A 20,197-nucleotide genomic window follows, 5' to 3' on the forward strand; every position below is an offset into this window, starting at 1 on the left:
AGACGGGAAAGGTGGGATCCACGATGGACACATCGCAGCTCCGGTGGCGTAAGAGCACCCGCAGTGCCAACGGGTCGGAGTGCGTCGAGGTAGCCATGGTGGGCAACGCATCGGACACGGGAGTACAGCCTCCCTTGGTCCTGCTGCGTGACAGCAAGAACCCGTCCGGACCCGTCCTCGCTGTCGCCTCGGTCCAGTGGCGTGCCTTTATCGGTGGAGTGAAGGAGGGATGGCTCCCGTAGAGCGGTGGTGGCCGCCGGAGATTTCTTGTCTTGTGAATAGCGCTCACAGCTTGGTTGCTGTAGCATCTCGTTCGGCTGATCCGGGCCGCGTGCCGGCCCGGAAGGCGGCAGACTTGCTCTGCCTGAAGTGTCGACGAGAAGGGTCACCACGTGGCCAAGCTGACGTTGCCCCAGTTGGAGCGCCACCTGTTCGGGGCGGCGGACATCCTCCGCGGCAAGATGGACGCCTCGGAGTTCAAGGAGTACATCTTCGGGATGCTCTTCCTGAAGCGCTGCTCCGACCAGTTCGACGTGGTACGCGCCGCGCTCATCCAAGAGTTGCGGGCCGGTGGGCGCAGCCAGGAAGAGGCCGAGCGGGCGGCGGACAACCCGATGTTCTACGAGGGTGGCAGCTTCTTCGTTCCGGAAAACGGGCGCTGGCAGTACATCAAGGACAACTCCCGTAAGAAGGGCGTTGGCGACCTGCTGAACAAGGCCCTCCACGAGCTGGAGCTGGCCAACTCCAGGGCGCTGGAAGGCGTCCTGGAGCATATCGACTTCACCCGGAAGGTCGGCCAGTCCACGATCCCGGACAAGCGGCTCCAGCAACTCGTCGACCACTTCGACCGCTACCGCCTGGGCAACGACGACTTCGAGTTCCCCGACCTGCTCGGCGCCGCGTACGAGTACCTGATCGGCCAGTTCGCCGACTCGGCGGGCAAGAAGGGCGGCGAGTTCTACACCCCGCGTGGCGTCGTCCGCATGATGGTCCGCCTGATCAAGCCCGGTCCGAACATGCGCGTCTACGACCCCTGCTCCGGCTCGGGCGGCATGCTGATCCACGCCAAGGAGTACGTCGAGGAGCACGGCCGGAACCACCGTGACCTGACCCTGTGCGGCCAGGAGTACAACGGCGGCACCTGGGCCATCTCCAAGATGAACATGATTCTGCACGGCGTGCTCAACGCGGACCTGCGCAACGACGACACCCTCGCCAACCCGCTGCACAAGGAGGGTGGCTACCTCACCCAGTTCGACCGGGTGCTCACCAACCCGCCGTTCTCGCAGAACTACAACCGCGAGGGAATGGAGCACCCCGAGCGGTTCTCCAAGTACGGCTGGGCTCCGGAGACGGGCAAGAAGGCCGACCTGATGTTCGCCCAGCACGTGCTGGCGGTGCTGAAGGCGGACGGGCTCGGCGCGATCGTCCTGCCGCATGGCGTGCTGTTCCGTGGCGGCAAGGAGAAGGACATCCGCGAGGGCATCATCAAGGACGACCGCCTGGAGGCGGTGATCGGCCTCGCCCCGAACCTCTTCTACGGCACCGGCATCCCGGCCTGCGTCCTGATCCTGCGCGGTACGGCCCGGCGGCCGGACGAGCGTCGCGGCAAGGTGCTGTTCATCAACGCCGACCGCGAGTACACCTCTGGCCGGGCGCAGAACTACCTGGATCCCCAGCACGCGGAGAAGATCGTCTCTGCCTTCGAGGAGTACCGCGAGATCCCCGGCTTCGCCCGAGTGGTGGACATCAAGGAGTTGAGAGAGAACGACTTCAACCTCAACATCCGCCGGTACGTCGACAACACCCCGCCGCCCGAGCCGCAGGACGTACGGGCTCACCTGCACGGCGGCGTCCCCAAGGCCGAGGTCCGGGACAAGGCCCACCTGTTCACCGCGTTCGACATCGACCCGGCCACGCTCTTCGCGGAGCGGGACGCGGACTACTACGACTTCCTGCCCGAAGGCTGGCAGCACACGGCTGAACGCCTCCCGTCGCTGGCCGAGCCGGCCGAGGCGAGGCTCCGTGAGGCGTTCTCGGACTGGTGGTCGCGACACAGCAAGCGCCTGGTCGAACTGCCGGAAACCCACAAGGTCATGGAGATCCGGGCCGAACTGCTGGAGTCCTTCGTCGCGGAACTGAAGCCCCTCGGCCTGCTCGACCGCTTCGAGCTGGCTGGCGTGGTAGCCGCCTGGTGGGGCGAAACCCAGTACGACATCAAGGCCCTCTCCCTGAACGGCTTCACGGGAGTCGTCGAAGGCTGGCTCACCACCATCGAAAGCGCCTTCGCCCTCGATGAGGAAGAAGCCGAATACTGGGACAAGCAGAAGATCGCCACCGAGAAACGCAAGGCCCGTGACCACCGGGTCGTCCCCGTGCTCATCCCCGAGTACCTGGCCGAACTGGAGGAGGCGGAGACCCGCTACGCAGAGCTGAACGCCCAGCTCAAGGTGGCAACGGCCAAGCCCGGCGAGGAGGACGAGGAGGCGGACGAGCCCGAGGAAAGGATGTCATCGGCTGATCTCAAGAGCCTTAAGGATGACGTCGCCGATGCTCGCAGCGAGGCCAGTCGCCTCCAGGATGACTTCATCCACCGTCTTCGCCAGGCCATCGACGCACTCAACGACGACACCCGCACCACCCTCGTGCTCAACGTCTTCCATGACGCACTCCGCATCCGGCTCGACTCCCTTACGGCCGTTGCCCGTCGAGCCCTGGAAGCTACCTTCGGAACGTGGGCCGACAAATACGCCGTGACCCTCCGTGAACTCGAATCTCAACGTGCAGCCGCCGCCACCCGCCTGGAGATCTACCTGAAGGACCTCGGCTATGCATGACACGCCAGTGAGATGGTCGCGGAAGAAGTTGCTGGACCTTGTGAGTTTGCCCAGCGGCCAGGTCAATCCGCAGCGCAGCCCTTATTCGGAGCAGCCGCTGATCGCGCCGGATCACGTCGAGAGCGGTACCGGAAATCTTTTGAAAGTGCGAACTGCACGTGAACAAGGGGCAGTTAGCGGTAAATATATCATTCGGCCAGGAGATGTCGTTTACAGCAAGATTCGGCCAGCGCTTCGTAAGGCTGCGATGGCCCGGTTCGACGGTCTCTGTTCAGCAGACATGTATCCGCTCAGACCTTCCGGTCAGATCGATTCTCGTTACTTGCTTGCGGTGCTTCTCGGAGAGGGCTTCTCTAGATTTGCTGAAGCTCTTTCTGGGAGGAGTGGAATTCCGAAAATAAATCGAGAAGAGCTAGAAGAGTACGTCTTTATGCTGCCCCCCATCGCGGAGCAGCGACGGATCGTGGAGATCCTAGACGTCCTAGATCTTAAATTTGACGCCCAGCGACGACTCGTCATTAAGCTGACGCTTGTCGCGCAAGCGGTTCTTGAGGCCGAGTTGAATCGGCTTGCATGTGAGTCAGAACAGGTCATTCGGTTGGGAGCGGTGGCCCATATCGGAAGCGGCGTCACGTTGGGGACGGAGTCGGGGGGCGCAATAGAACTCCCTTATCTGCGTGTAGCTAATGTGCAGGACGGATTCATCGATACATCAGAGATGAAGACTGTACGAATTAGTCGCTCTGACCTGAAGAGATATCTCCTACAATCCGGAGACGTCTTGCTGACCGAGGGGGGCGACTTGGACAAGCTTGGGCGAGGTGCGGTTTGGGATGCGCGCATCGATCCATGTATCTGCCAGAACCACATCTTCCGAGTGCGTTCTGATCGATCGCGCATTCTACCTGAGTATCTGGCTTCTTATGCGTCTTCGTCCGCCGGAAAAAGCTATTTCCTGAGCATTGCCAAGCAGACTACCAATCTCGCGACCATCAATTCAACGCAACTCAAGGCGATGCCCATACCTCTGGTCTCACTGGAGAGGCAGGAAAACCACATTGCGGTGCAGCGAGTTCTTCAAGAGCGGCTGGAGATAGAAAAAACACAGCTAAACCGTATGGGCGCGCTCAAGCAGGGGCTCATGGAGGATCTCCTGACCGGGCGAGTGCGGATCTCGGAGGGTGAAGCGGTGCTTGAGGGGCTGTGATCCGGGCGAGGTCGGGGGACGTAGCGGCGGGTTTATAGGCGTCAACTGAATATCTGAGATAGCGGCGGGAATCGTAATGGCTGATCTGGAGTACAAGCTGGTTGAGCGGCCCTTATGCGAGCAGCTCAAGGCGATGGGGTGGAAGCATCTCGAAGGGGCGGAGTACGGGGCGGTTATCCCGACCAAGCCTTTCGCGTCCGGGCGGACCACGTTTGACGAGGTGATTCTCGAAGACCGGTTACGGGACGCTATCTACAAGATCAACCTCGGCCAGGACGGTAAGCCGTGGCTGGACGAGGCTCGGATCACCAGTGCCGTCAACGCGCTGTCCCGCATCCCGGCGAGCAGTCTCCTCGAAGCGAACCAGCAGGCCACCGAGCTACTGATCAAGGGTACGGTCGTGGACGGCGTACCGGGCTGGGAAGGCGGCAAGGGGCGCACTGTCCACTTCATCGACTGGAAGACGCCGGCGAACAACGAGTTCACCGTGGTCAACCAGTTCAGGGTGAACATCCCCGGCACCCAGGGCAGGCCGATCATCCCCGACGTGGTCCTGTTCGTGAACGGCATCCCGCTCGTCGTCGTGGAATGCAAGGAACCCAGGACCACCAGCCTGGGCAAGGCCGTCGACCAGCTCCTTGACTACGCCGAGCAGCGGCCGAGCGAGGTCCGTACCGGCAACCAGAAGCTCTTCCACACCGTGCAGCTCACCATCGTGACCAGCGGCGAGGAGGCCAAGCTCGGCACGTTCACCGCCCGGCTCGAACACTACGTGCCGTGGCGCGACCCGTACCCGCTCACCAAGGAAGAGCTCGCCGAGGAAAGAGGCAAGACCCCCGGCCAGCTCAGCAGGCAGGAGATCCTGACCTCGGCCGTCCTGCGTCCGGGCAGGTTGCTCGACATCATGCACAACTACGTGGCCTTCCTGACCACCGACCAGGGCAAGACCATCAAGGTCGCCCCCAGATACCAGCAGTTCCGTGCGGTGGACCGGACGGTCAGGCGGTTGCGTACCGGCAAGACGCGCGCCCGGGACGGCGTGAACGACAGGCGCGGCGGCATCATCTGGCACACCCAGGGCTCCGGCAAGAGCCTGACGATGACCTTCCTGGTCAGAAAACTCCGTTCCACCCGCGACCTGGCGAACGCGAAGGTCGTCGTCGTCACCGACCGCACGCAGCTCCAGGGGCAGCTCAGCGAGACCATGCGGCTCAGCGGCGAGCAGGTCGACGTGGCGAAGAGCGCGGCCAGGGCGAAGACGATTCTCGCCAAGCACGGCCCCGGCGTGGTCTTCGTCATGATCCAGAAGAACCAGGACGACCGGACGACCCAGGGGATGGCGGCGGGCACCGAGCTCGGTGAGGTGAACGCCGACGAGTCGATCGTCGTGCTCATCGACGAGGCGCACCGCTCGCACACCGCCGCCCTCGGCGCCAACCTCCGGGAGGCGCTGCCGAACGCCGCCCGCATCGGCTTCACCGGCACGCCGATCATGACCAGGAAGGGGCAGCGGAAGACCAGCGTCGAGCTGTTCGGCAGCTTCATCGACACCTACCGCCTCAAGGAGGCCGAAGAGGACGGGGTGATCGTCCCGATCCTCTACGAGGGCCACACCGTCACCGGCGCCATCCGGGACGGCCGGGACCTGGACGAGGTGTTCGAGGAGGACCTGGAGGAACTGTCCGACGAGGAGCGCGACCGGCTGCAACGGCGGTACGCCACCAAGGGCCAGGTGTCGTCGGCGGAGGAGCTCATCGCCGCCAAGGCCAGGCACATGCTGCGGCACTACGTCGGCAAGATCCTTCCCGAGGGCTTCAAGGCGCAGGTCGTCGCGCGCGGCCGGGAGGAGACGATCCGCTACCGCGAGGCGCTGCTCGCCGCCAGGGACGACCTGGTCCGGCAGATCGAGCGGCTGCCGGAGAAGATCCTGGCAACCCCCTCCGACGAACTCAAGCCGCGCCACGCCTTGCTGGTGAACGCCGCGCGCCACCTCGACGTGCTGAAGCGCATGGACTTCGTCCCGGTCATCTCGGCCGGCGAGAAGGACGACAGCCGGTACACCGAGTGGACCGACCAGGCGAAGCAGGAGCGGCGGATCCAGGAGTTCACCAAGCCGTACGGCGAGTCCGGCATCGGGTTCGTCATAGTGAAGTCGATGCTGCTGACCGGCTTCGACGCGCCGATCGAGCAGGTCATGTACCTGGACCGCTCGCTCCAGGACGCCGAACTGCTCCAGGCCGTCGCCCGGGTGAACCGTACCTCCGACGGCAAGGAGTTCGGCTACGTCGTCGACTACCAGGGCGTGGCCAAGAACCTGCTCGACGCGCTACGGGTCTACGCCCGCGACTTCGACGACGCCGAGGCGCAGGACGTCGAGTCCGCGCTCAAGGACCCCAGCGCCGAGATCGCCAAGCTTGAGCCCCAGCGCGACCGGTTACGCCTGATGTTCCGCGACCCGGCCGACATCGAGGGGTGCGTGCAGACGCTGGAGGACGAGGAGCTCCGCGCCAGGTTCACCGTCGCGCTCACCCGCTTCCTCAAGACCGTCAACACGGTCCTGCCGGACCCGGCGGCCAAGCCGTACCTGGAGGACGCGAAGCGGTTCGGCGTCATCAAGATCACGGCGACCCGCCGCTACCGCGACGACGAAGGGCGGTTCGATCCGGCCGCGTACGGGGCGAAGATCCGCGAGTTGATCGACGAGCACGTCACCTCGCTCGGCATCGAGCAGAAGCTCCCGCCGGTCGCGCTCACCGCCCCCGACTTCGCGCAGAAGGTGGAGGCGCTGCCCGGGCCGCGCGCCAGGGCGTCGGAGATGGAGCACGCCATCCGGCACCACATCACCGTGCACCGTGCCGAGGACCCGGCCCGCTACCAGCGGCTGAGCGAGCGGCTGGAGGAGATCCTGAAGCAGCTCGCCACCGACTGGGAGCAGCAGGTCCTCGCGCTGAGCGGGCTGATCGCCGAGATGACGGAGGAGCAGCCGCAGAACCCCTTCGGGCTGAGCCAGGTGGAGAGCGCGCTCTACGGTCTCATCCTGCAGGAGACCGCCACCTCCGCCGACAGCGCGCAGGACGAGCACCTCGCCGACGTGGCCCGGAAGATCCACCGAGTCGCCGCAGATAGCATCCACATCACCGACTTCTGGACGTCGAGCAAGCAGGTCGACCAGGAGGACTTCCGCCGGCACATCTTCCGCATCCTGTTCGACGAGAAGGTATGCGAGATGAGCGCCCTCGACCACCTGGCTGGCCTGCTCTTCGACGTGGTCAAGAGTAACCGCCAGTACATACCGCAGGGGTGACCCTGGCATGCTGATGACCGTGAGTGATTTTCCTGGTGTCCTGCACGTCGGCGACCTCGACGTGAACGTGTCGGTGAGCGAGCGCCGCAGAAGCGTGCGGCTCACCGTCGAGCGGGACGCCTCGGTCACCGCGGTCGTCCCGCCGGAGATCTCGCGGGACGAGCTGGCCAAGGTCGTCCGGGCGAAGCGGTCCTGGCTGTACGGCAAGCTCGCCGAGCGGCGCGAGCTGGGGGAGTCCCGGCCCGCCCGCGAATACGTGTCCGGGGAGGGGTTCCCGTACCTGGGCAGGTCCTATCGCCTGCGCATCGTAGACCGCGCCCGTGAGGTGCGGCTGGTGCGCGGGCGGCTGGAGCTGGGCCGGGGCGGCGGAGCCGAGGAACTGGTCCGCTGGTACCGCCGGGTGGGTGAGACGTGGCTGAAACGGCGGGTCGAGCCGTGGGCCTCGCGCCTGGGGGTCGAGGTGTCCGGCCTGCGGGTGCTGCCGCTCGGGTACCGCTGGGGGTCGTGCTCCCCGTCCGGGACGGTGAACATCCACTGGGCGACGATGCAGTTGCCCCCCACGTTGATCGACTACGTTCTGGTGCACGAGCTGGCCCATCTGCTCCGCCACGACCACAGCGCGGAGTTCTGGCGGCTGGTCGAGCGCGCGATGCCCGACTTTCAGGACCGCCGTGAGCTTCTACGCCGCCTCGGCCCCGACCTGTGGCTGCCGGAAGAGGGACGATGATGCGAGACGACGTCACCGTCAACGCGGCCGACATCGCGCGCCTCGCCGACGTGGGCCGGGCGGCGGTCAGCAACTGGCGCAAACGGTTCGACGACTTCCCTGAGCCGGTGGGCGGCACGGCGACCAGCCCGGCGTTCTCCCTGGCGCAGGTGGAGCAGTGGCTGCGCCAGCACGACAGGTACGTCGAAGTCCCGCCTCTGGAACGGGCCTGGCAACGGCTCCGCAGCGCTGGTGAGGATCTCCGCTTGGGCGACGCCGTGGGCTACGTCGGCGCGTTCCTGCTGTACCTGCGACGCGACGCCGCCGGGTGGCGGAAACTCTCTCTTCTTCCCGACGACCAGCTCGTTCAGCGCCTTTCCGCGGCGGTTCAGGACGCTGTTCCAGAGATCCCCGGTAGGCTCCCCGGGGCGTCGGCGGTGGAACCAGAGGTCATCCGGGCTCTTGCCGAAATCGCCGCCGAGCGCGGCCCGGCGGGTGCCTTCGACGAGATCTGCGACCGCTACACAGACCTGCACTCCCGCCGGCTGCTCGCCACTCCGCGCGACGTGGCCGAGCTGATGGCCCGCCTGGCCGGGACGTCCAGTGGGACCGTTCTCGATCCCTCCTGCGGCATCGGCACTCTGCTGCTGGCCTGTGGTGGTTCGCGGGTCCTCGGACAGGACGTCAACGCGAGCGCGGCACGGTTGACCGCGACCAGGCTGCTGCTCCATGGCGTCGACGCCGTCATCCGGGCGGGTGACTCGCTCAGGGCCGACGCCTTCTCCAGCGAGCGGGTGGACGCGGTGGTTTGCAACCCGCCGTTCAACGACCGCGGCTGGGGCTACGAGGAGCTGACCAGTGATCCGCGCTGGGAGTACGGCCTGCCGCCGCGAGGTGAGTCCGAGCTCGCCTGGGTCCAGCACTGTCTCGCCCATGTCCGGCCCGGCGGACTCGTCGTGATCATGATGCCGGGGGTCGCCGCGAGTCGCCGCGCCGGTCGGCGGATCCGGGGCAACCTGCTTCGCGCCGGGGCGGTGCGGGCGATCGTGACCCTCTCCGCCGGTGCCGCGCCCGCCTCCAGCGGGGCGCCCGACCTGTGGGTGCTGCGCCGTCCTGAGCAGGACGAGCAGCCCGCCTCCGACGTGCTCCTGGTGAACGCAGGAGAGGACCTGGCAGTCGCCGAAGCGGCCTGGCGCGCCTACACTGACAGCACCGAGCTGCCCAGCGCGGCCCGTACCGTGCGGATCATCGACCTGCTCGACGAGGAGATCTCGTTCACCCCCACACATCGGGTGAGCGGCCTCAGCCAGCTGGAGCCGTCCGTGTTCACGGCGGTCCGGGAACGGACGGCGGCGGCGCTCGCCGGACTCGACATCCCGAAACTGACCCCGCTGGCACGGCGCCGGGAGTTGCCGATGGCCACGGTCGGGGAGCTGGTCAGGGCCGGGGTGGTGGCCGTCTACCAAGGGCCGCTCAAGATGGCCTTCGAGGAAGACGGCCTGCCCGTCCTGACGGTCAAGGACCTCTTGCTCGACCGAGCGCCCAGCAGGAGAACCGGGGACGTGCCGGGACTGGTCGTCATCGAACCAGGGGACGTCGTATCGCCGCTCATCCATCGTCGTGACATGGCCACCCGCGTGATGCGGGAGGGCGGAGCCGTTCTCGGGCCCGAGCTGCTGCTGTTCAGAACCGATCCCGACCGGCTGGACCCGCAGTTCCTCGCCGGGTGCCTCCGCGGCACCGGGGAGTCCAGCACGCGTCTGGGTTCCTCCGGCCGCATCGATCCCCGTCGCGCCCAGCTGCCACGTCTGCCCATCGACGAGCAGCGGGCGTATGGTGAGACCTTCCGCAGGCTCCTCGCCTTCGAGGACGCCGTCCGGGAGATGAGGACGGTCAGCGACGCCCTGGTCAGGTCCGGCCTCGACGGTCTTCTCGAAGGCACGCTGCAACCCGGCTAGATTCTTCCCTGTCGATCTCTCCTGCGACGTCCGGAGGCGTGGTGGCTGAGCACGTCCGTATCCTCGGTCGGTATGAACTGGACAAGATCCACCTCGCCAGAGGAGGCATGGGCGAGGTGTGGGGAGGCTTCGACAAACGCCTGGACCGCCGGGTCGCCGTCAAGTTCATCCGCTTCCCTGATGGCGTTCCCAATCCGGAGTTGGAGCGCAGGTTCATCCATGAAGCGATGATCATGGCCAAGCTGGATCACCCCGGGATACCCGCCATCCATGATGCGGGATCGTTCGAGGATCCGCTGCGCGGACCACGGCTGTTCCTGGTGATGCAGTTCGTCGAGGGCGTCACGCTCGACCATGTCGTCGACGAGCATGGCCCCCTTCCCGTCGGCTGGGTCGCCGCGATCGGAGCCCAGGTGGCGGCGGTGCTGAGCGCCGCCCACGAACGGTCGATCCTCCACCGGGATCTGAAGCCCGCCAATCTCATGCTGTGTCCGGACGGCACCCTCAAGGTGCTCGACTTCGGGCTGGCCGTGCTCGATGACCCGAACCTGTCCCGGCTCACCCGCACCGGCCACATGCTGGGCACCGCCTCGTACATGCCGCCGGAGCAGATCCGAGCCGGCACCCTGGCACCGCAGACCGACCTGTACGCCCTCGCTTGTGTGCTGCACGAGTTGTTCACGGGCAAAAGGCTGTTCACCGGGAAGACCGAGTACAGCGTGTTCGAGCAGCACGTACAGACCGCGCCCTCCTCGGTGCTCCCGCTCCGGCCCGACGTGCCGGCCGATCTTGACGCCCTCCTCCTGTCGATGCTGGCCAAGCGGGTGGAGGACAGGCCCGCGGACGCCGCGACCGTCCATGACCGGTTGCTTCCCTATGTAACCAGGGTCGGGCAGCTTCCCGGTGTCACCGTGAGCGGACCCAGCCCGCTGCGCATGTACTCGCAGGTGGTCGGTCGGATGCTGAATCGGCCTGACGCGACGGGCGCGCCTGCGGCACGGGTCATCGCTCAGCCTTCCGGATGGGGTGACACGGACTTCAGCAGGGGAGACATCGAGCGTGCGCGTCGTGAGGCCATGTCGCTCGTACGAGAATCCCGCTACAGCCAGGCTGTCGACGTGCTCGCGACCGTCGCCGAGCCGGCCGGCCAGGCCCTCGGCGCGGATGATCCCGAAGTACTCAGCTTGCGCATGCAACTCGCCAACGTGCTGTTCGGGGGCGGCGACTACCGCCAGGCGGTTCCGGAATTCCACCGGCTCGCCGCGGATCTGGCGAAGCGGTACACCGCCGACGACGAGCGGGTCTTCCAGTGCCGTATGCAGGAGGCCACCTGTCACGCTCACCTTGGGGATGGTGCGCTCGCCCTCCGACTGATGAACGATCTTCTGTTCGACGAGATGCATGCCTATCCGGTGGACGACCCACGGACCCTGGAGCTGCGGCGGCAGATCGGCGAGTTGGAGAAGAGCACCGGCGACATCGACTCCGCCCGCCGCACGCTCGCCGACCTGCTCGATGATCTCGACCGCCTGTACGGCTCCGACCACCCGGCGACGGTCAGAGTCCGGGATGGTCTCGCCCGACTTACTCTCTGAGTTGGCCGCCCGACCTGGTCGCCAAGCCTCGGCTTGTACTGGATGACAGCGGAGGGACGACAGGTGCCCTACCTCAGACGCGTACGGCTAACGACATTCCGCTGGGCGATCGCCAACCGCAGGTCTGACGGTGCCCTCCTATCCGGCAGGGCGATCGCAGCCCAAACGCAGTGGCAACGACGGCCAGCACGGATGACGCCAGTTCGTATCTTGATCTCAGGCAGGGCGCCCGATCAGCTAGTCGCCTCGAATCGCATCAGCGAGAGCAGGACCTGTGCTCAACCTGCCGATGAGCTCAAGGACGAATCGTGATATTCCGTACTCGTTTCGCTCTCCCCAAGACATTGTCCAGTAGCCGCCGTAGATCAGAGTGGCGGTCTGTTTCGTCCGCGTAAGGCCGACGTAGAACGGTCTTCTTGACTCTGTGAGTCCTGCCTTACTCGGTTCAAGGTGCCGTCCATGCGGGCGCGACCACGGGCGGTAAGGCATGATGCCGTCCACGAGCCCGGGCAGCATGACGAAGTCCCACTCGCGCCCCTTCGCGGAATGATAGGTCGTGAGGGTTAGCCTGCCGACGCGAACAGAGCCCGCGACGTCGCCTACCGTGAGTCCGTAGCTCTGGGCGACGTTCATGAAGCCTTGGAGTGCTTTCTGGTCCCGGACGATCGGGCTCCCTGTGCCCACAGCGGCAAGTTGCAGCGCATCAGAAAGTTTTTCCAACCAAAGGGCCAGGTAGTCCTCTGCGGATGTCCCATGGAGGGCCTTGACCAGTAGGCCTCCAACGACGTGTTCGGGGAGTTCGAGTAGACCGCTGCTGCGTCGAAGTCGGTTGTAGGTGTGCGCCAGATCCGTGATCGTGCTCACGCTGTCGACATGGTGATCGATTTTCCCATGGATCGGCTGAGGTCCGAGGATGGCACGGGCGGCGCACTCTCGGATGAAGTCGGCCAGGTCGCCCTTGGGGAGACGGTGTTCGCCCTCATGAACGTATGCAAGGCCGCTCATGTCGAAAGCATTGATGAGCGCGTCCAATAGCTCACCCTTGCGCGGGTAGAAAACCGCGATCTTGTGGAGGTCCACGCCTGAGGCCATGAGCTGGTCCACCTTGTCGACAACACGCTGTGCGTGGTCAGGCAGGTCTCCAGCGAGAGGAACGAATTCCAGGCCTCCGGAATCGCTGCGAAGGGGGTCTGCCCGGTGGGTACGGGCCCCGTCAAGCGCGACATGGCTGGCATCGATCACGGCTTGTCCGCAGCGGTAGTTGATATTGAGAGGGATTTCGCGGAAGTCCGAATGCGAAGCCAGTTCCAGGAGATGCGGGGTTCGGCCCCGGTAAAGGACATGACGGACTGATCGGGATCGCCGAAGGCGGCGACTCGAACACCTTCATGGTCATGCAGGTGCAAGACCAGCTCATGTAAGACTGGGCCGAGATCCTGGTACTCGTCGACGATCAACCAGGGATATCGGGCGGCGATCATCTTCGAAACCTTCGGGTTCTCGCGCAGGACCCGTAGCGACTGCGCGACGATCGAGTCGAAGTCGAACAGCCCGATTGTCGTCAAATGGACGGAGGTGTAGACGGCGAGGTCCAGGCGGCCGAAGCCGAGCAGTACGAGGTTGGGGAGGGCGGCCGCGATGACGACGCTGAACACGGGCTTGTGCCAGGCGTCGGCGGCCGGTCGGAGCCGCAGGACGCCCCTGAACGGTAGTGGCCGGACCCGGCGGCCAGGTCGCTGAGGTGTGGTCGTGCCGCCGTGATCCCGCATCCGAACAACTTGGCAGATGATTTACTTGGAAAATTTTCGCCGCGCCACCTGATCCGGGACCCGGATACGCTGCCGGTGCGGAATGACCTTCGACGAGGAACTGGGAAGACCGTGACACGTGATCTCTGCTCGAAATGCGGCTCGCCCCATGTCATGGCCGGCGTGGAGGTGCGCGATCACGCGAGGAACGGTTCGCTGCCGCTGAGCGTCCGCGTCGAGGAGCCCGAGCCGCCGGACCACGGGTTCGTCTGGAAGCAGGGCTCCTCGACGGGCACCGTGCGCGCCTGGATCTGTGCGTCCTGCGGCTACACAGAGCTCTACACTGACAACCTCGCCGCCCTGTACGAGAGCTACCGCAAGGCCCACCCCTGACAGCGGCGCCGCTCGCGATCCAAGGGGGAGTCGCCAAGCGCGTCGCTCAACGCCTCCGAAGCCGGCCCGCGTCACGGCGTCAGCACCTTGGTGGCGATCTCCGCCGCGACGACGAGGTCCTCCATGGCGAGGCCGACCGACTTGAAGAGGGTGGGACGCTCCGGGCGGGTCCACGGTTCGGTGACGACGCGGTGCAGGTCGACGTCGAAGACGGAGTCGTCCGCCGCGCCGGACTTCACCGCCATGATCAGGTCTCCGGCCTCGCGGCGGGCCGGGCCGGGCTGCTCGACCACGACGAAGGCCCGCCGCACGGTCTCGCAGTCGACCTCTCGCACCTCGGGGTGGTGGCCGCCGATGGCGTTGACATGTGCCACGTCGGCCAGAAGGCGGCCGTCGAACAGGGGAGTGGCCGAACCGGTGCAGGTGCAGACGATGTCGGCCGCCGCCACGTCAGCGGGGGTGCCGGGAGTCACCGGCAGCCCGTGTTCCACGGCGAGCTCGCCGGCCAGTTTCGCGGCCCGCGCCGGATCGCGGGAGACGACGCGCACCTCGGCCAGTTGCCGGACGCCGAGCATCGCCCGCACATGCGACCGGGCCTGCGGGCCGGTGCCGAAGACCACCAGGGTCCGCGCGTCGGTGTGGGCCAGATAGCGGGTCGCCAGAGCGCTGACGGCGGCGGTCCGCAGCGCGGTCAGTTCGGACGCGTCCAGGAGCAGCCTCGGGACCAGGGTCGCGGCGTCGAAGAGGACGTAGGTGCCGTTGATCCGGTCCACCGAGAGCGCGGGGTTGCCGGGGGCGACGGTGACGAGCTTGGTGCCCGCCCACTCGGCGTGCTCGCTGGGCATCACCAGCAGCTCGCCGTGGCTCCACGGAACGGCCGTGCGGGGCGGGTCGTCCTCGCCCGCGCGGGCGCGGAACGCCTGCTCCAGCGCCATCACCGCGTGCTCCATCGGCAGGACGCGCCGGATCTGCTCACCCGTGACGTATGGCGGGGGCTCGTTGTCCGCCCCTCGACCGATCTGCTCACCCGTGACGTACTGCGGGGGCTGGTCGTCCGCCCCCCGACCGAGACGCCGTGGCCATGGCCCCCTCGACGCCGCCGTCATGAGCGGTCCAGTGGAACCGCGGCGGTCGCGAGCGACTCCAGCAGCCGGGTGAGGGTGAGCACGCCGAAGCCGGTGGCGCCGTGGCCGGAGGCGGGACCGCGCCATGCCGGCCCGCTGATGTCCAGGTGGGCGAACGGGATCTCCTCCGGGACGAACTCGCCGAGCAGCAGGGCCGCCGTGATGGCACGGCCCGTGTCGGCCTCGGGGAAGTTCCGCACCTCGGCGTAGCCGGACGCGATCTGGTCCCGGTAGCGACGCGCCCAGGGCAGCGCCCACAGCGGCTCGCCGGCGAGCGCGCCCGCCCGGAGCACCTGCCGCGTCAGGCCCCGGTCGCGGCCGAGCACCCCGCCGATCTCCGGTCCGAGCGCCGTCACCACCTGGTAGGTCAGCGTGGCGACGTCCACGATCGCGCCGGGGCGTTCCCGCGCGGCGAGGGCGAGCGCGTCGGCCAGCGTCACCCGGCCCTCGAAGTCGGTGTCCAGCACCTGGATCCGCCGGCCGTCACAGGCGCGCAGCACGTCGCCGGGCCGTACGCCGGCCGGGCCGATCATGTTCTCGGCGAGCGGGAGCAGGCCGCGGACCGCGACAGGGAGCCCCCGCCTGGCCAGCACCGACATCACGGCGAGTACGACCGCGGCGCCCGCCATGTCGCCCCGCATGCCCATCATGGCCGCGGGTGACTTCAGGGACAGGCCGCCGGAGTCGAAGGTGATGCCCTTGCCCACCAGCGTGACCGAACACCGCGCGCCCGGGGGCTCGTGGCGCAGGTCCACCAGCCGAGGCGGGTGCGGAGATCCGGCGCCCATGCCGAGCAGGGCCCCCATCCCGAGTTCCCGCAGGTCATGCTCGTCCAGGACCCGTACGGCCAGGCCTTCCCGGGCGGCGACGTCCCGCGCGAGGCACGCCAGGTCATCCGGGACGAGCTCGCTCGGCGGGCGGTTGGTCAGTTCCCGGGCCAGCAGCACGGCCTCCGCGTCCAGCAGCCCCGCGGTGGCGTGGTCACCGTCGGGTCCATCCAGCCCGGTGAGCGTCACGCTGAGCGGCCGCGCGGCCGTGAGGGCCAGCCCGGCCACGACCGCGCGGACGGATTCCCCGGCGCCGAGCGCGCCCGCGCCGCGGCCCGCCAGGTCGACCCGCACGGCATCGCCGGGCAGCAGTGCCGCCGCGGCCGCCGCGGCGGCGCGCAGCCGCTCGGCGTCGCACCCGTCCAGCGGCCCGAGACCGGCCAGCAGCACAGGACCCCCGTCCTCGACCGGCGCGGTGGAGCCCGGCTCGGCCGTGAACCCCTCCCACCTGAGCAGGCCCGCCGCGCGAAGGCTCTCCACCTCCTCGGTGAAGACCCCTCGCACCTCCGGCACATCCGCCCGACCCGGTCCGACCGCGACGTCCATCGCCTACCTCCCCTGTTACGGCGCGCCCAGTTTCCCGCCGGACCTCAAGCCCTCGCAGGGCGCCTCGCACGGTGACCCGGCGATGTGGTGGTCGCCGTGCACATCCCGGGTGGCCGCGCCGGAGCTACGGTCACCGCTACGCCTTGCAGAGAGGAGCTCCTTGATGAGCCGTTTCCGGGTCTCCATGGACATCGGCGGCACATTCACCGACGTCATCGGCTACGACGAAGCCACCGGCCGTTATCAGGTGGGCAAATCGTCCACAACGCCGGAAGACCTGACCGAGGGAGTGCTGACAGCGCTGGAGTCCCTGGTGGACTCCCCAGGCGACATCTCGTTCACGGTGCACGGCACCACGCAGGGGCTCAACGCCTTCCTTGAGCGGCGCGGCGTGAAGGTGCTGCTGCTGTCCACCAAGGGCGCGGGGGACACCTACCACATCGCGCGCGGCCCGCGCACCCGGCTGTACGACCTGCACTTCCGCAAGCCGGCGCCGCTGGTCCCGCTGCGCGACATCGTCGAGGTCGGCGGCCGGTTCGACGCCGGCGGCACGGAGCTCGAACCTCTGGACGAGCAGGCCGTGCGGCAGGCGGCCCAGCGCTACCGCGACGGCGGGTTCGGCGCGATCGCGGTCGCCTATCTCTTCAGCTACCTGGATCCGGCGCACGAGCTGCGCACCCGCGAGATCCTGAGCGAGGAGCTCGGCGAGGACCTCACGATCTCGCTGTCGCACGAGGCCGCGAAGGAGTGGCGGGAGTACGAGCGCACCTCCTCGGCGGTCGTCGAGGCGTACACCGGCCCGGTGGTGCGACGCTACCTGGAGCGTCTGGAGACGAACCTGACGGAGCGGGGGCTCGCCGTACCGCTGCACGTCATGCAGTCCTCCGGGGGCATCCTCACCGCCGAGTCGGCCCGCCGCCGCCCGTTGCAGACGCTGCTGTCCGGCCCGGTCGGCGGCACCATGGGCGGGGTCGAGCTGGCCCGCGCGATCGGCCGGCCGAACCTCATCTGCGTGGACATGGGCGGCACGTCCTTCGACGTGTCGCTGGTCATCGACGGGCAGCCGGACATCTCACCGGAGGCCAAGATCGAGGGCCTCCCGATGCTGATGAGCGTGGTGAACATCCACACCATCGGAGCCGGCGGCGGCTCCGTCGCCTGGCTGGAGGCCGGCGGCCTGCGGGTGGGCCCCCGCTCGGCGGGCGCGACCCCCGGCCCCGCCTGCTACGGCCGCAGCGGCACCGAGCCGACCGTGACGGACGCCAACCTCGTCCTGGGCCGCATCGACCCGGAGTGGTTCGCCGGCGGCTCGCTCACGCTGGACACCGGCGCGGCCCGTACCGCTCTGGAAGGCCTGGCACAGGGCCTCGGCCTGGACACCGTGGCCATGGCCGAAGGCGTCTGCGACGTCGCCAACGCCAAGATGGCCCAGGCGATCAGGACCATCACCGTCTCGCGGGGCATCGAACCGCGCGACTTCACCCTGGTCGCCTTCGGCGGCGCCGGTCCGATGCACGCGGTCTTCCTCGCCAGGGAGCTCGGCATCGGCGAGGTCGTGGTGCCGCGCTTCCCGGGCGCGTTCTCCGCGTGGGGCATGCTGCAGACCGACATCCGCAAGGACGCCTCGGACACCTACTTCCACCTCGACGCCGACCTGGACACCGCCGACATGGCGGCCAGGCTCGCGGCGATGGCCGAGGCCGCCCTGAGCTCGCTGGCCGACGAGGGGGTGCCCGAGCCGAACCGCCGGGTGGAGTACGCGGTCGACATCCGTTACGCCGCTCAGGAGTACACCCTGACCGTGCCGCTCCTCGACGCGAGCGAGCCGGCCCGCGACGACTTCGTGGAGATCATCGCCAAGCGGTTCGGGCAGCAGCACGAGTCCCGTTACGGCCACGCGAACCTGGGCGCGCCGATCGAGTTCGTCACGCTGCGCACCACCGCGTTCGGCGACCTCGGCCGGGGCGCCGCCGAGCAGGTGGAGAGGGCCACGGAGACGGCGTTCCCGCACCGGCTCCGCGAGGTCGTGTTCGACGGCCAGAGCCGCTCGACCCCGCTCATCCGCCGTGAGGACCTGGCGGCCGGGCACGCGTTCGAGGGCCCGGCGATCATCGTGGAGGGCACGGCCACCACCGTGGTGCCCCCCGGCTTCTCGGTGTCGGTGGACCCCATCGGCTCCCTGGTGATCCGGACCAGCACGGACGGCACGCTGTGAGAAACGCTGTGAGACAGGAGGAATCGTGACCGACAACAGGACCGTCGACCCGGTCGTGGTAGAGATCATCCGCAACGCGCTCGCCGCCGCCGCCGACGACATGAACGCCACCCTCATCCGATCGGCCTACACCCCGATCATCTACGAGTGCGGCGACTGCGTCGTCGCGCTGCTGGACGACCGGCACCAGGTGCTGGGCCAGTCCGCCGGCCTGCCGATCTTCCTGGGCAACCTGGAGACCTGCACCAAGGCGACCGAGGAGCAGTTCGGCCGCGAGGTGTGGCAGCCGGGCGACGTGTGGATCCTCAACGACAGCTATCTCGGCGGCACCCACCTCAACGACGTCACCATCTTCGGGCCGGTCTTCGTCGACGAGGAGCTGGTCGGCTTCACCGCCACCCGGGCGCACTGGATCGACGTGGGCTCCAAGGACCCGGGCGGGTCGATGGACTCGGTGAACATCTACCAGGAGGGCCTGCGGCTCGGCGCGCAGAAGCTGGTCGAGGGTGGCCGCGACGTCCCCGGGGTGATGAGCACGATCGCCACGAACGTGCGCTTCCCCTACCAGACCAGCGGCGACATGCACGCGATGATCGCCACCATCAAGATGGGCCAGGCACGCCTGGAGGAGATCGTCCGGCGCTTCGGCCTCGAAACGCTGCGCGCCGCCCGCGACGAGATCTTCGCCCAGACCGAGGCGCTGGAGCGCGAGGTCATCGCGGCCATCCCGGACGGGGTCTACACCGCGGAGGGTTGCCTCGACAACGACGGCATCGACCTCGGCACCACCATCCCGATCAAGCTCAGGATCACGGTCAGCGGTTCGGACATCGACTTCGACGTCACCGAGTCGGCCGACCAGACCACGGGGCCGATCAACTGCGGCACGTCCCAGACGGTGTCCGCCTGCCGGGTCGGGTACAAGCTGCTCGTCAGCCCGGACGTGCCCGGCAACGGCGGGTCCTTCCGCCCGATGACGGTCCAGGTGCGGGAGGGATCGGTCTTCGGCGCGGTGGCCCCGGCCGCCTGCCAGTGGTACTTCTCCCACCTGGGGCTGCTCATCGACATGGTGGCCAAGGCGCTCGCTCCGGCGATGCCGGGCAAGGTGGCGGGCGCCAGCCACGGCGACTCGATGATCGTGCTGCTGGCCGGCACCGACCCGCGGACCAGGCGCGACTACGTCAGCCTGGAGGCCACCCTCGGTGGCTGGGGCGCCTGGGACGGCTCGGACGGCGAGACCGCCCTGATCAACAACGTGAACGGCTCGCTCAAGGACATCCCGGTGGAGGTGTTCGAGACCCGCTACCCGTTCCGCATCAGCCGGTACGAGATCCGGCCGGACTCCGGCGGCTCCGGCCGCTTCCGCGGGGGCAACGGCGTGCTCCGGGAGTACACGGTGCTGCACGACTGCACGGTCTCACTGTGGTTCGAGCGGTCGTCGACCCCGGCGTGGGGCCTGTTCGGCGGGCACGACGCGGTCCCGCCGGAGATCGTCATCAACCCCGGCCGTCCCGACGAGCGGCGCATCCTCAAGTGCAACGGCCTGCGCCTGGCCGCCGGTGACGTGATCCGCTGCATGACCGGTGGCGGCGGCGGCTTCGGCGACCCGGCCGAGCGCGACGCCGAGGCCGTACGGACCGACGTGCTCGACGGCCACGTCTCCGCCGCGCGGGCGGCCGAGCTCTACGCGGTCTCCGTCTGAGCCCGGCATCCGATCCCGGTACGGCGGCGCGGGGC

14 protein-coding genes are annotated in these 20,197 nt (G+C 67.8%); 10 read left to right on the top strand and 4 right to left on the bottom strand.

The genetic code is table 11. From position 1 onward, the window contains the following. Nucleotides 1-23 precede the first annotated feature (23 nt). The 7 genes from ACGFIV_RS14830 (at nucleotide 24) to ACGFIV_RS14860 (ending at nucleotide 11,607) form a co-directional block, all read left to right on the top strand. Nucleotides 24-242, top strand: a complete 219-nt coding sequence (locus tag ACGFIV_RS14830; RefSeq protein WP_358561377.1) for a DUF397 domain-containing protein — start codon at nucleotides 24-26, stop codon at nucleotides 240-242. Nucleotides 243-392: 150 nt separating this feature from the next. Then, a complete protein-coding gene (locus ACGFIV_RS14835) occupies nucleotides 393-2,837 on the top strand; it encodes an N-6 DNA methylase (RefSeq protein ID WP_392835036.1) in 2,445 nt (814 codons plus the stop codon). Further along, nucleotides 2,830-4,044 carry a restriction endonuclease subunit S gene (locus ACGFIV_RS14840; protein WP_392835039.1) on the top strand — a complete coding sequence of 405 codons (1,215 nt, stop codon included), beginning with the start codon at nucleotides 2,830-2,832 and terminating at the stop codon, nucleotides 4,042-4,044. Before ACGFIV_RS14835 ends, ACGFIV_RS14840 begins: the two co-directional genes overlap by 8 nt. A 76-nt stretch (nucleotides 4,045-4,120) precedes the next feature. Then, complete coding sequence (locus tag ACGFIV_RS14845) at nucleotides 4,121-7,348, top strand: type I restriction endonuclease subunit R (RefSeq protein WP_392835042.1); 3,228 nt, start codon at nucleotides 4,121-4,123, stop codon at nucleotides 7,346-7,348. Between the two features lie 19 nt (nucleotides 7,349-7,367). Then, nucleotides 7,368-8,075 carry a M48 family metallopeptidase gene (locus ACGFIV_RS14850; RefSeq protein ID WP_392835046.1) on the top strand — a complete coding sequence of 236 codons (708 nt, stop codon included), beginning with the start codon at nucleotides 7,368-7,370 and terminating at the stop codon, nucleotides 8,073-8,075. Further along, nucleotides 8,072-10,012 (top strand): class I SAM-dependent DNA methyltransferase, encoded by a 1,941-nt coding sequence (locus ACGFIV_RS14855; protein ID WP_392835049.1) that lies wholly within the window; start codon nucleotides 8,072-8,074, stop codon nucleotides 10,010-10,012. The genes ACGFIV_RS14850 and ACGFIV_RS14855 overlap by 4 nt, the downstream gene beginning before the upstream one ends. A gap of 41 nt (nucleotides 10,013-10,053) precedes the next feature. Beyond that, a complete protein-coding gene (locus ACGFIV_RS14860; protein ID WP_358558793.1) occupies nucleotides 10,054-11,607 on the top strand; it encodes a serine/threonine-protein kinase in 1,554 nt (517 codons plus the stop codon). A 237-nt stretch (nucleotides 11,608-11,844) separates the two neighbouring features. On the opposite strand, the gene ACGFIV_RS14865 is transcribed toward ACGFIV_RS14860, so the two are convergent. Both ACGFIV_RS14865 and ACGFIV_RS14870 read right to left on the bottom strand, forming a co-directional pair. Continuing rightward, a complete protein-coding gene (locus ACGFIV_RS14865) occupies nucleotides 11,845-12,849 on the bottom strand; it encodes a 3'-5' exonuclease (RefSeq protein ID WP_358558795.1) in 1,005 nt (334 codons plus the stop codon). Next, entirely contained in the window at nucleotides 12,846-13,262 is a 417-nt protein-coding gene (locus ACGFIV_RS14870; RefSeq protein ID WP_392835054.1) for a UvrD-helicase domain-containing protein, read from the bottom strand. The genes ACGFIV_RS14865 and ACGFIV_RS14870 overlap by 4 nt, the downstream gene beginning before the upstream one ends. A 225-nt stretch (nucleotides 13,263-13,487) precedes the next feature. On the opposite strand from ACGFIV_RS14870, the gene ACGFIV_RS14875 reads away from it, so the two are divergent. Continuing rightward, nucleotides 13,488-13,748 carry a hypothetical protein gene (locus tag ACGFIV_RS14875; protein ID WP_358558799.1) on the top strand — a complete coding sequence of 87 codons (261 nt, stop codon included), beginning with the start codon at nucleotides 13,488-13,490 and terminating at the stop codon, nucleotides 13,746-13,748. 71 nt (nucleotides 13,749-13,819) lie between these two features. On the opposite strand, the gene ACGFIV_RS14880 is transcribed toward ACGFIV_RS14875, so the two are convergent. Continuing rightward, nucleotides 13,820-14,854, bottom strand: coding sequence for an ornithine cyclodeaminase family protein (locus tag ACGFIV_RS14880; RefSeq protein ID WP_358558801.1), 1,035 nt, complete (start codon nucleotides 14,852-14,854; stop codon nucleotides 13,820-13,822). Beyond that, nucleotides 14,851-16,245 (bottom strand): leucyl aminopeptidase family protein, encoded by a 1,395-nt coding sequence (locus tag ACGFIV_RS14885; protein ID WP_392835058.1) that lies wholly within the window; start codon nucleotides 16,243-16,245, stop codon nucleotides 14,851-14,853. The genes ACGFIV_RS14880 and ACGFIV_RS14885 overlap by 4 nt, the downstream gene beginning before the upstream one ends. Nucleotides 16,246-16,408: 163 nt before the next feature. On the opposite strand from ACGFIV_RS14885, the gene ACGFIV_RS14890 reads away from it, so the two are divergent. Together ACGFIV_RS14890 and ACGFIV_RS14895 are read left to right on the top strand one after the other, a co-directional pair. Then, a complete protein-coding gene (locus tag ACGFIV_RS14890; protein WP_392835061.1) occupies nucleotides 16,409-18,460 on the top strand; it encodes a hydantoinase/oxoprolinase family protein in 2,052 nt (683 codons plus the stop codon). A gap of 25 nt (nucleotides 18,461-18,485) precedes the next feature. Beyond that, nucleotides 18,486-20,162: a hydantoinase B/oxoprolinase family protein gene (locus ACGFIV_RS14895; RefSeq protein WP_358557325.1), complete on the top strand. Its 1,677-nt coding sequence runs from the start codon at nucleotides 18,486-18,488 to the stop codon at nucleotides 20,160-20,162. The last annotated feature ends 35 nt before the right edge of the window (nucleotides 20,163-20,197 follow it).

The organism is Sphaerisporangium sp. NPDC049003 (genome assembly GCF_043197795.1).
Taxonomy (GTDB): Bacteria; Actinomycetota; Actinomycetes; order Streptosporangiales; family Streptosporangiaceae; genus Sphaerisporangium.

What these genes read in the sequence shown, in the direction of transcription:
- ACGFIV_RS14830 (WP_358561377.1), top strand. Translation starts at nt 24, where the DNA reads ATGGACACATCGCAGCTCCGGTGGCGTAAGAGCACCCGCAGTGCCAAC.
- ACGFIV_RS14840 (WP_392835039.1), top strand. Translation starts at nt 2,830, where the DNA reads ATGCATGACACGCCAGTGAGATGGTCGCGGAAGAAGTTGCTGGACCTT.
- ACGFIV_RS14845 (WP_392835042.1), top strand. Translation starts at nt 4,121, where the DNA reads ATGGCTGATCTGGAGTACAAGCTGGTTGAGCGGCCCTTATGCGAGCAG.
- ACGFIV_RS14855 (WP_392835049.1), top strand. Translation starts at nt 8,072, where the DNA reads ATGATGCGAGACGACGTCACCGTCAACGCGGCCGACATCGCGCGCCTC.
- ACGFIV_RS14880 (WP_358558801.1), bottom strand. Translation starts at nt 14,854, where the DNA reads ATGACGGCGGCGTCGAGGGGGCCATGGCCACGGCGTCTCGGTCGGGGG.
- ACGFIV_RS14885 (WP_392835058.1), bottom strand. Translation starts at nt 16,245, where the DNA reads ATGGACGTCGCGGTCGGACCGGGTCGGGCGGATGTGCCGGAGGTGCGA.
- ACGFIV_RS14890 (WP_392835061.1), top strand. Translation starts at nt 16,409, where the DNA reads ATGAGCCGTTTCCGGGTCTCCATGGACATCGGCGGCACATTCACCGAC.